8 protein-coding genes and 3 pseudogenes are annotated in these 11124 nt (G+C 37.8%); 6 read left to right on the top strand and 5 right to left on the bottom strand.

Annotated features, from left to right (window positions below; translation table 11 throughout):
- Positions 1 to 766: 766 nt before the first annotated feature.
- Together A9239_RS08100 and A9239_RS20910 are read left to right on the top strand one after the other, a co-directional pair.
- Positions 767 to 1590 (top strand): annotated as a pseudogene (locus A9239_RS08100) (aldo/keto reductase).
- A gap of 163 nt (positions 1591 to 1753) precedes the next feature.
- Positions 1754 to 1903, top strand: coding sequence for a hypothetical protein (locus tag A9239_RS20910; protein WP_369815396.1), 150 nt, complete (start codon positions 1754 to 1756; stop codon positions 1901 to 1903).
- Between the two features lie 405 nt (positions 1904 to 2308).
- On the opposite strand, the gene A9239_RS08095 is transcribed toward A9239_RS20910, so the two are convergent.
- Positions 2309 to 3769 (bottom strand): right-handed parallel beta-helix repeat-containing protein, encoded by a 1461-nt coding sequence (locus tag A9239_RS08095; RefSeq protein ID WP_048155399.1) that lies wholly within the window; start codon positions 3767 to 3769, stop codon positions 2309 to 2311.
- 492 nt (positions 3770 to 4261) lie between these two features.
- Between A9239_RS08095 and A9239_RS08090 the strand changes: the two genes are divergently transcribed.
- Positions 4262 to 5458, top strand: a complete 1197-nt coding sequence (locus A9239_RS08090; protein ID WP_048117801.1) for an aldo/keto reductase — start codon at positions 4262 to 4264, stop codon at positions 5456 to 5458.
- A 73-nt stretch (positions 5459 to 5531) separates the two neighbouring features.
- Here A9239_RS08090 and A9239_RS08085 read toward each other — a convergent pair whose 3' ends face one another.
- On the bottom strand, positions 5532 to 6098 hold the full coding sequence (locus A9239_RS08085; RefSeq protein ID WP_048117799.1) for a flavin reductase family protein: 567 nt from the start codon (positions 6096 to 6098) through the stop codon (positions 5532 to 5534).
- Between the two features lie 581 nt (positions 6099 to 6679).
- Here A9239_RS08085 and A9239_RS08080 point away from each other — a divergent pair.
- Entirely contained in the window at positions 6680 to 7033 is a 354-nt protein-coding gene (locus A9239_RS08080) for a hypothetical protein (RefSeq protein WP_048122910.1), read from the top strand.
- Positions 6993 to 7568, top strand: a complete 576-nt coding sequence (locus tag A9239_RS08075) for an Ig-like domain-containing protein (RefSeq protein ID WP_230629180.1) — start codon at positions 6993 to 6995, stop codon at positions 7566 to 7568. Before A9239_RS08080 ends, A9239_RS08075 begins: the two co-directional genes overlap by 41 nt.
- Positions 7569 to 7795: 227 nt before the next feature.
- Here the strand turns inward: A9239_RS08075 and A9239_RS08070 are convergent.
- The 3 genes and pseudogenes from A9239_RS08070 to A9239_RS08065 all read right to left on the bottom strand — a co-directional run.
- Positions 7796 to 8178 (bottom strand): annotated as a pseudogene (locus A9239_RS08070) (IS1 family transposase); the annotation flags it as partial.
- 191 nt (positions 8179 to 8369) lie between these two features.
- Positions 8370 to 8773: pseudogene (locus A9239_RS18230) on the bottom strand (ISH3 family transposase); the annotation flags it as partial.
- A gap of 171 nt (positions 8774 to 8944) precedes the next feature.
- On the bottom strand, positions 8945 to 9280 hold the full coding sequence (locus tag A9239_RS08065) for a hypothetical protein (RefSeq protein WP_230629179.1): 336 nt from the start codon (positions 9278 to 9280) through the stop codon (positions 8945 to 8947).
- A 1055-nt stretch (positions 9281 to 10335) separates the two neighbouring features.
- On the opposite strand from A9239_RS08065, the gene A9239_RS08060 reads away from it, so the two are divergent.
- Positions 10336 to 10686, top strand: coding sequence for a DUF2173 family protein (locus A9239_RS08060; RefSeq protein WP_048117796.1), 351 nt, complete (start codon positions 10336 to 10338; stop codon positions 10684 to 10686).
- The last annotated feature ends 438 nt before the right edge of the window (positions 10687 to 11124 follow it).

The following is an 11124-nucleotide window of genomic DNA, read 5'->3' as shown; positions in this document are numbered from 1 at the left end:
AGATATTTAGATTACTAATACAAAAAAACACATACAAGAGAGGGAATTTAATGCTTAACCGATGACGCATGGAAGAATTTCATGTTTTTTCCCTGCATTTGACACAGTTCCCGGCCCAGTTCCAGCCAAAAGATTCAAAATATCATAGAGTTAAAGATATGGAATGGGCAGTGTCTCGAATTTGCTGTAAATTTGAAGTCAAGTTCTTGCATACCGTGAAGAAAATTCATCTCACGATACGGAATTTTCTACCCAGCAACTTCCTGGAGATTTGTGTTTTATCCCAATATTATTTTGCTTTTTTAATTTTTGTATTTCAATTACATATCGTATACAGTTGGCCTACTATTTTACTCCAACTTTGAACTTGTTTCATTTTACATGATCATTCTGCAATGCCAAAATGAGATTGGAACTTACTCAACATTTAACTCTTTGCAACATTTAACTTTTTGCGCTGCTTGCTATTGTATCGTGTATTGAACTTTCAAATGGTTTGAATTTGCGAGATTATTTCAGGATAAAACAGCCGAAATTGTTGAGACGGTTAATCCGGTCGATTAAGACGTTTTGCTGGGTTTTCGATCAATTTTTTTTTTGAAAAGGGTTTTGGAACAGCCGTTGCGCTGTTTGATCGCGCAGACTATGTTGTTACTGGAGTTTTCGCTCAAGCTTTTTTTGAAAAGGCTTGCAGGCAAGCAGTTTTTTGAAAAAGCTTGTGGGGAAAACTATTAACAATCAGGGAATCAACTAAGACAGAGGGTTAATGAAAATGTTGTACCGAAAAGTACCACAGAATGGAGATGAACTTTCAATACTGGGATTCGGATGCATGCGCCTCCCTGTGAAAGAAGATGGGACAATAGACGAGGAAAGGGCTACCCGGCAAGTTAGATACGCGATAGATCACGGAGTAAACTATGTCGACACGGCCTGTCCTTATCACAGGGAGAAAGCGAGTCTTTCCTTGGGCGAGCCATTGCAGATGGATATCGAGAAAAGGTCAGACTTGCTACGAAACTTCCCTCCTGGCTTGTGGAAAATCGGGAAGATATGGATAGATTATTGAATACCCAGTTAAAGAGACTCAATAAGGACTATATAGATTATTATCTGCTCCATGGTTTGGCAGGAGAAGTATGGGATAAACTTGAGCTTCTTGGTGTGATTGATTTTCTTAATAAGGCAAAGGACGACGGACGAATTATCAACGTAGTTTTTTCTTTTCATGGACCAATTGGGGACTTTAAGCGGATTGTTGACACTTATCCCTGGACTTTCTGTCAGATCCAGTATAACTTTATGGATGAGAAGCACCAGGCAGGAACGGAAGGACTTGAGTATGCAGCCTCGAAAGGACTGGGTGTAATTGTTATAGAACCTCTTCTAGGAGGCAATCTGGCTAGCCCGGTACCTGCTGAAGTGAAAGATATCTGGGATGAAGCCAAAACGAAACGTACACCTGCAGAGTGGGCTTTTCGCTGGATATGGAACCATCCAGAAGTTACGGTTGTACTCTCAGGCATGAATGAGGAATCCCATATAGAAAAAAACCTGAAAATCGCATCTGAGGCTTATCCAAATTCCTGACTGAAGCCGAAATACAGCTTGTTAATAAAGTTGAGCAAAAGTACCGTCAACTCATGAAAATTGGCTGTACTGGCTGTCGGTACTGCATGCCCTGCCCTTCAGGAGTAAATATACCTCAGGAGTAAATATACCTGAATGTTTTGAAATTTACAATAACCTTCATATGTTCGGTGATGTAGAAGGTGCCAGGTTTACTTATGCAGTCAGGATGAGCGGCGTATTTACAAACACTGAGCCTGGAGGATTTGCTTCCCAGTGCATTGAGTGTGGTAAATGTATGGAAAAAATGCCTCCAAAGTCTAAAAATACCTGATCTGCTCAAAGCTGTAGCAAAAGAACTGGAAGGAACTGACCCGGAGCAAAGAATGGCTATGGCTAAAAAACTCTTTAAGAAAGAGTAATTAAAAAATAATTCACAAACTAGTTAATATACAATTAACTCGATTAATAAGGTTCGATTAAAGGCAGAGAGAAAAGCGGTAAAGGAGAGTAAAGGGGAAAGTGTATACTTTCAGAAGAGTTCCAGAGAACGAGAACGAACTTTTAATACTGAATTAGAGTGAATGCGTTTTTCCTGTTAAATATGAAAAGATTGATAGGGAGAAGGAAAAGCACCAGATTCTTTATGCAATTACCACGGAGTCAATTGCATAGGAGTCAATTGTATAAGTTAATTACACAGATACGACCTTCTCCATTTAATCTCTCAATAGGTATATTAAGTATATCCGGTACCATTGCAAGGAGAGTTTGGTTTCAAACGATAATCGTGTATACTCTGGTTTATAAAAAGAGGATCTACATAGATGTCTGTATTTGATGTGCAGTTCTGGTAGTTACCTGCAGAGTTATTGTACAAACAGTTATTTTCCAGCACAAAAGCGTACGTTTCAGGAAGATAATTGATTACTGCATATCCCGTCCCCTCAGGGTCTTCTTTGCGCTTTTGGGTATTTACGATTATGTTGTTACGAACAATTGTTGTGTGTCCCGTGCCTGTGGGTGAAAGACTGGTACGAACTTCGGCCGGATAGATAGGGATCTCTGTAGGAAGCATGTGAATAATTGCCGCATGATATACGCCGTCAAAGGTATTGTTTTCAATTAGAGTATCGTAAAACCCACTTGTTATTATGCTTCCTACCAGGTCAATATTTGGGTTTGTGCCAGTATTATAAAAGACATTGTCAAAAATGTGGACATTCTGGGCTTCTTCCTTAGGATAAGAATCTAACCAACCTATTAACCAGATTCCAGGCCCATAAGTGTCATGGATAGTATTGTTATATATTTCTACATCGTTAACGACCCCTGTTGTTTTCTCAATCAGAATGCCAGAACCGCCTGCACTCCAGTGATGAAAGGAGTCGATTACATTATCATGAAACTTTACATGATTTGAATTTAAAACTCTAAGACCGCAATCAGTCCTGATGGTTATGTTATTGTTCCAGACCTCTAAATTCTGACAACCTTCTGCAAAAAGAGCATTATGACCAGTTTTATATATAGTGTTGTTGTAAAATTGAACATTGTAACTGCGCTCTACTTTCAATCCTTCTCCATGTCCATCATGCATGTACATATCATGAACTTGGATGTCTGTGGAATTGCAGAAATGGATCATATTGTAAAATCCGTACCCATTCTCTTTATCTCGATTATTGTCATGGTTTCCGTTGATTTCAAATCCTTTTATAGTTACTCCATTTATTTCATTACTGTCCATCTGCGTTATAAGTGGCTTATCAACTGGCCAGCTAGCCTTATCTATAAGTTTAATTACGGCTGTAGGATCGCCTTCCACGGTCGTGTTATTTCCAATAAAAATACTATCTGAGATAACGTATGTATATGGGCCTTTTAAATGAACAGTTGTAAACTGCGGATTTTCCGCAACATATTTAAGAGCTTGATTTATCTCTACCTGATCATTACTTCCATTACAGTTGAAATCTCCACTTCCATCTCCAGCTACATACACCGTCTTATTCTGTATGAGGTTACTATAGCATAGATTATCTAAATATAATGGATTGTACGTAGTATTATTTTCCGCCATTATAGCCGTACTATTTTGTTCGGTAACTGCAGATGTCGTAGATGAAAAGACAATTAGGAATAAAATCAGAATTGATGACATTAAGCTTACTGAAAAATACTTATCCACTCGTTTCATTATAATATGCCCTTATCATTTATTATTTATTAAAGAATGTTAATATTATCTTGGAAAATTATATAGTTAAACTTTTCCATTAAAGCACAATATTTTAAAATTAATATAATTTAAGAGAATTTATAGTATTGTTTTAAATTTGCTGTAAATTAGAAGCCAACTTTTTGTATGCCGAAGGATAAACAGGTCTTTTGATATTGAATTTTCCAAACAATAACTTTTGAGATTTCTAATTTTCTAGAAAATCCGGCACATTATGAAATGGCACACTACCGAATTCTTTATGGCAAAAAGCCCTGTCCTCCTAAAGTGCAACTATGGCTGTTCTCCCGAAGCTAAATTAGTGTCTTTATCTAAAAATTACCTCTCTTGAGCGAACGAAGTGAACGAAAAGAGCCCCGTCCTCCCGAGACGGGACTCGGGTGACGAAGCGCAATTTGGAGGTAGAACCCTTAAAATAATGTAAACGCTTAAAATAGAAGGGTAATAAAAATGCTGTACCGAAAAGTGCCAAAGAACGGAGATGAACTTTCAATACTGGGATTCGGATGCATGCGCCTTGCAGTCAGGGACGAAAAGATAGATGAAGAAAGAGCTACCCGGCAAGTTAGATATGCAATCGATCACGGAGTAAACTATATCGACACGGCCTGGCCGTATCATATGGGAGAAAGCGAGCCTTTCCTTGGCCGGGCCCTTGCAGATGAATATCGAGAAAAAATCAAACTTGCTACAAAACTTCCTTCTTGGACAATAAAGAGGAAGGAGGATATGGACAGGATCCTGAATTCCCAGCTTGAAAGGCTGAAGACTGACCATATTGATTATTACCTTGTGCACGGGCTTGTAGGGCTTTTATGGGACAAAATGGAAAAGCTTGAAGTGCTGGATTTTCTTGACAGGGCAAAATCTGACGGCCGAATTATAAATGCAGGTTTCTCCTTCCACGGATCGTCAGAGGATTTCAAACGGATTGTGGATGCATACCCCTGGACTTTCTGCCAGATTCAATATAATTTCCTTGATGAAGAGAACCAGGCAGGAACGGAAGGGCTTGAGTATGCTGCTTCAAAAAACCTGGGTATTATTATCATGGAACCCCTGCGCGGAGGAAAGCTGACAAATCCCGTACCTCCTGAAGTTCAGGAGACCTGGAATGAAGCTCCTGTAAAGCGCACCCCTGCAGAATGGGCCCTTCGCTGGATATGGAACCGTCCTGAGGTTACGGTTGTGCTTTCGGGCATGAATGAGGAGTCTCATATTGAAGAAAACCTGAAGATCGCATCTGAAGCCTATCCCAACTCCCTGACTGACGCCGAACTGCAGCTTGTTAATAAAGTTGAGCAAAAGTACCGTCAACTCATGAAAATTGGCTGTACTGGCTGTCGGTACTGCATGCCCTGTCCTTCAGGCGTGGATATTCCTAGCTGTTTTGAGATCTTCGATAACTTTTACCTGTCAGGCAATGAAAGGGAAGCAAAACTTATGTATGTATCAAAACCCGGAGGAATAATAAGAGGCGACGTGCCAGGGTATGCTTCCCAATGCGTCCAGTGTGGACAATGCGTTGAAAAATGCCCACAGCATCTGGATATTCCTTCCCTGCTTGAAGCCGTAAAGGAAAAATTTGAGGGAAAAGACCTCAGAGGATGGAAGATTTTCGCGAAAAAGACGTTTAGGAAGGAATAAAAAAGTATTTGAATGCCTAATTTTTGGTACTTTTAATTACGTTACTTTTTAGTTTTTTATATTGCTTTTTCGTTCAACACTCCTTACCTATCGAAAAAGCTTTTCCAAGCTTACATCCGATGCCATAATAGTCTCTACTTCCCGGGTTATATATAACGGGCTTGATTTTCTCAATATCAGGATTTCCTTTTTCATCGAGTACGGATTCATCGGCTTTGATATCCAGGATTTCTCCTACAAATATGGTATGAAGCCCTATCTCAAAGTTATGCAGAAGTTTGCACTCAAGGACAACCGGAAACTCACCCACATAAGGGGCAGGTACAAGCTCACTTCTTACCGGCGTAAGGCATGTGGCCTCAAACTTATCCTCATCCCTTCCACTTGCTATTCCAAAGTGATCGGCCTGTTTTACATAAGCTTCTGATGGGATACTGACCGTAAATGCTTTGTTTTCCATGATCCCGGCATAGGTATAAGTGGCTTTTCTTAATGATACGCTGACACATGGAGGATTCGAACAGCAGATTCCTCCCCAGGCTACAGTCATGGCATTTGGCTTTCCATTCATGTCATAGGTGCCGACAGCCCAGGTTGGAGTCGGAAATGAAAGTGGCTTTGCTCCGAGTGATTGTTTCATGTTTTTCCATTTCTTTTCGATAATACAAAATGCTTTCGTGACCTATCATCCTGTATTTTTATTACCCTGAACGCTTTCTGGAAAAATTCTAATTCTTTTCTTGGAAAAATTCTAATTCTTTTCTTATATCTGCAACAGTATGCTATTTTTAAGCACTTATATCGATACCCCACTTTTCATAATGATTTCATCTGTACTTATCCACGGAACTTATCTGTACTCTATAAATGGAGACCGTCTGTACTTAAATTAATAAAAAGTATTTTTTCTTTACTGTTTCTTTTCTCTCCTGTTTCTTTTCTCTCCTGTTTATAAAGATTTTTTTTCTGCATGGACTTAAAGACAGTTTTTCAATGAAGGTTGCTGCACCAATTCCAATAATTTCCAGTTTTTTCTCTGGGCATCTGACAGCTTCACAAACCGGCGTTCAGTTAAAAATTATTTAATATTCTACACAGTTGTCGTTAAATAATATGCGAGCCATAGGATATATATAGGAGTATTAAATTTATTACTCACCTTTCCGGATGAAATTGATACAAGGGGCTTTCCGGTTAGGGAAAAATTATGGGGGTTCAAGGTTGAAATATATAAACAAATATGGTAAGCTATTACTCAGTGCATATGTCATGAAGAAAATGAAGTCAGTTAAATCTCCAGGGAAAAAGGGAATATTACGTAAATATGCTAAGCTGGCCCTTGGCGCATATCTTCTGAATAAACTTCGGTCAGGGGGACTTGAAAAGGAAGTAGAAGCCGAATTAGAGCCGGAAGAAATACTGTTTGGTGAAGCAGATGAAGCTGAAAAAGGTAGGGGGAGACCTTTAATGACAATGGGTAAAATAATTCTTGGTGTTCTTGCAGGCGCAACACTTTTATACGCTATTAAAAGGCGTGCTGCTAAAAAAAGAGGTCATAGAGTCGAAGTGGGATGAGGCTTGGGGGAGGGTAAACCTGCACAAAATAAGTAAATGGTGTAAAGTTCTTCTGGGCGTTCTTGCAGGAGCTGCCATTATACATGCCGTTAAAAAACATAGGTACTTCAACAGTTTCCTTCCAGAAGCTTTAAAATCGTTTTTCATTCCTTTCAAGCACAAACAGATTCTTCCGAAGGTAAAATCCATCTATCCTGACAGGCAGACATTTGCTTTCAGGCATGACCACCCTATCTGGGTCGAGTTCAATAAGCCTATGAACAATGCAACCATTACGAAAGAAACCGTAATAGTTAGAAGTTCTGCATCAAAAGAACCTGTGGCTGGATTACTGAACACAGGAGCCAGAATGCTCATGTTTCGTCCTTATAGCAAATACCCTATGGACAAATCAGGTGCCGAAATAACAATTACTCTAATTGGGAGCGAAACCGGATCAGGATTCATAATGGATGAGCATGGTATTGCTCTGGATGGAAATGAAGACGGAAAGCCTGGCGGAAACTATGAATACACTTACAGGATTATAAGATAAAATCAAAATATCGTATAAAAATGGGATACCTACTGAAATAAGCCAATTTGTAACTTATTTTAGGCTATTTCTTTTTATTTTTTAACTTTTCAACTTTTTACTTTTTCCTGTTCAATTTTTTACTTTTTTTCTATGGAGTAGCAAAAATTCTGTAAATTCCTATTGCCTATGTGTTTCTTATACATTTTTTACATTTTCTTAATCGAATGAAAAAATTTGTATTTCTCTTCATTCTTGTACCTTAATCCTCCATGAACTCTACATAAGTTAAAATGCGTGCAATATAACTTCATTTGATACTCTAATCATTCTTTCACTTTTGAAAACCCTATTGTTTTTCTTGAAACTCTGTTGTTATCCTGCCTAAAAGTCAGATTTTGTCTTTCAAGTAAAGTAGTTGAGATTCCGCTTTGTTCAATGTCTTTTCCAAAGAGATATTCTTCTTCTCTACTTTCTTAAGTATCCAATTTATTCTTGTCTTGATTATCTGTGCAGAATTCAAATCATCGAAAGGAAAAATTTTTGGTTTCCTTGGTCTTCTTCTTTTTCCAGTTCTTGGAAACTCAATCAAAATTCTAAAATGTTTCAAAAGAGCTTTTCTATAAAAGTCAGTAGTTCCGATCAAACTGACTTCCGAATGATAAAAACAAATTGAACTTACATTTTATCCATTAATTTTCAAAGTAGACTATATTATTGATCAGATTTTAAAATTCTTAAGCTATAACTTTCACTTACATTTTTCAAAAAATAATATTACACTGAGTAATTTTATAGCATTCGCTATTAAGTTCTCAAATTTTAATTTGAAATAAGTTCTATTATAGTTAATCGAGTGCGTAGCGCTCGATTTCTTTCTTCATAGACCCATCTCAAACAATCCAGTAACACATTGACCGGAATAAAATTAAGCGATTTAGTCTATATCTTACAGCTTTGTTTATGTCTTCATTTATTAATGATTTTAGCTCATAAGCTGTAATTTCTAGAACTGACTTTAGCATATTTAGGACATTGTACATTATACATTGAATAATAAAGAACAATACTCTTGCTACTGGAAATTTTGTACATGATCGTATCTTGAACTCGTTTTTCACTCTATATCCAGTTTCTATATTCCATCGTTTTCTATATTCTTCAGGAATCATCTTTTCAAATTTTTCAATTGATTCTGCTTTTTTGTTTGTAGCAGAAAGTAAAAAATCAAATTGAAGGTGACCACCTCATCCTAAACAGGCTCTCCGACAATTCAGTTTCAGAGAAAAATACGCAAAATAAGGTATCTAAATCCTCTAAATCAAAAAAAAGGCGTTTTATGATAATTACTACTACTACTACTACTAATAATAATAATAATAATAATATTTTGCCACTTACAGGCTACGGAGAATCTTCGAGGAAACCGCGATTCCCATGCAGGTATCCAGGATTGTCGAGGTCATCATTCCTATTACCTTTCCTCCCTGCAAGACAGGAGTTCCACTATCCTCAGGTTCAGGCATATCATGGCATTGGAAGCCCAGAAAAAGTAAGGAAGCTCCAGAATTAGCCACCCTGCAGTAATTAATAGTGCGAGTATCGTTAACAAGAACAGCCAGCTCCAGTTCGGCCGGGCTTCCAAATTCCGTGATCTCAATCTCAGTGTAAGGAGGAAGCTTTATCAAGGCTATGTTGTAGCCTTTTAAAATTCTTGTAACAACGAGTTTCATTCCGTCAACTGTCAGACGGTCTCCTTCTCCCTAAAATATATGAGAAACCGTAACCATGTAAGGCAATCCTTTGAGTGAGATAACCGCACCAATAGTACAGCGCTTTCCATTGTGAAAAAAAGAACTACCTGCTTTTATCATAAGTTCCTTCAACCTGCAGATTTTGCCTGGGGATTGTTTATGTATTTCCGTTTATAAATTAATAGTGATTTAATTATATTTAGCGTTATATATTGGATGAAAATTTGTTTGTTGCCTAAGAGGATACCAGAAAACTGAGTTTTGTTAACCCTTAATTTAGGGTTCAGAGGATAGGTTCTCAAGAAATTAATCAAAAAATATTGAATGTTTCATATGCTAATATGCTAATATGCTAATTGGAGAAATAGGGTGCTTGAAGGCAACTTTACATAACATGAAACAAAATGCAGAAAGTGATAAGCCTTTCACTCTTAACAGTCATGTTTTAGAAAGAGTTAAAACTTGTGAAAACCTGGTTTTGGATGAGCCCACAAACAAAATGAACAAATTCCAATTGGAATTACAATAAATTGGAAATTACAATAACAAGAGTGCATTTCGACCTTTTGCCTTCGTTGAAAACTTCCATTACCCATTTTTCCCGAAGCTTAATTTGAGATAATAGATGCAGATTTTCGATTAGTTCCCCAAAAACGACAACAAGAAAAAAGTTATTTTTTGAAGACCTCTGAGAAAGTCGGTTTAAATTGAATTTTCAATTTTCTTTTTTTAATTTGATATTTTTATATAATATCATATCAATCCCTTTTCATTCCATTACGCAAAAATCAGGCCTTAAGGAATTACTATCTTGCTGAACTGAACATTATTTCACTGAACTGAGTAAGAACTGAGTGAGAACTGAGTGAGTTATGCACAAAGGCATGGGGAAAAACTTGCAGGTCTGTAAAAGCAATTTAAAGGATAAAACAGGAATTCCGGAAAACCTTAAGATTTAGTAAACAATTCACGGTATAAGTTCACAGGTATAGACCGCTGATTGGTATATACCGATTTAGTTGGGGGTTAGTATAATGATTGTACAGGAATGCAATTTATCGTTAGATGAACTTCTGAAGTTTGATGGGGTAATGGCAGCCGGGATTTTCAGTCCCGAAGGAAAGCTTGTGGAGTATAAGTCCAGGGATGAAATGCCAAAAGAGATGGCTGAGATGACTGCCAAGTTCTGCGGAGCCGTGAACCTGATGTTCGATGCTCTGGCCAGTGCTTACACGCAACTCTACAAGATGAACTGGGTACCTCAGCAAAACTGGATGTACAGCGGCGGCGACTGGACTGTTATGATCTCGGGAACAAGAGGGGTTTTTGTTGAGAAGTCAAAGGCGGATTTAAAAAAGCTCTTTACGGCCTTGGGAATGTGTTAACGCCTACAAACTCTGGCTGTCCGGTCCGATTCAGGTAATCTGATCAGGTAATCTGGTCAGGTAATCTGGTCAGGTAATTGGGTCAGGTAATCGGGTTAGATAATTGGGTTAGATAATCGAGTCAGGTAATTATTTCATTTTTATCAGGCAGGTCTGCCTGCATTATGGGCAGTTTGCCGAATTTATCTGTAATCTTTGCCGAATTTATCTGTAACCCTTTTATAGCTTGCCTGTATCTTGCCCAAAGCCTTAATTCAAGCCTTTAAATTAGGTTACACTTTTCTTACAACACAGCTAATAAAATGATATTGTCTTTGATTATACCATCACTTATATACCATTACTTACATAGTAATAATTGGTCCATAGGGTCAGTCCCGATGTATAAAGAAGACGTACAAAGAAAGTATGTAACTTGACTAAGGTAACTTAACTAAG

Source organism: Methanosarcina sp. A14 (genome assembly GCF_001729375.1).
Taxonomy (GTDB): domain Archaea; phylum Halobacteriota; class Methanosarcinia; order Methanosarcinales; family Methanosarcinaceae; genus Methanosarcina; species Methanosarcina barkeri.
The sequence above is the reverse complement of the archived record's forward strand: the minus strand, read 5'-3'. Positions and strand labels throughout refer to the sequence as shown.

Excerpts from the sequence above, each read along its gene's own strand:
- A9239_RS08060 (WP_048117796.1), top strand. The coding sequence starts at position 10,336 with ATGATTGTACAGGAATGCAATTTATCGTTAGATGAACTTCTGAAGTTT.
- A9239_RS08085 (WP_048117799.1), bottom strand. The coding sequence starts at position 6,098 with ATGAAACAATCACTCGGAGCAAAGCCACTTTCATTTCCGACTCCAACC.
- A9239_RS08095 (WP_048155399.1), bottom strand. The coding sequence starts at position 3,769 with ATGAAACGAGTGGATAAGTATTTTTCAGTAAGCTTAATGTCATCAATT.
- A9239_RS08090 (WP_048117801.1), top strand. The coding sequence starts at position 4,262 with ATGCTGTACCGAAAAGTGCCAAAGAACGGAGATGAACTTTCAATACTG.
- A9239_RS20910 (WP_369815396.1), top strand. The coding sequence starts at position 1,754 with ATGTTCGGTGATGTAGAAGGTGCCAGGTTTACTTATGCAGTCAGGATG.
- A9239_RS08065 (WP_230629179.1), bottom strand. The coding sequence starts at position 9,280 with ATGAAACTCGTTGTTACAAGAATTTTAAAAGGCTACAACATAGCCTTG.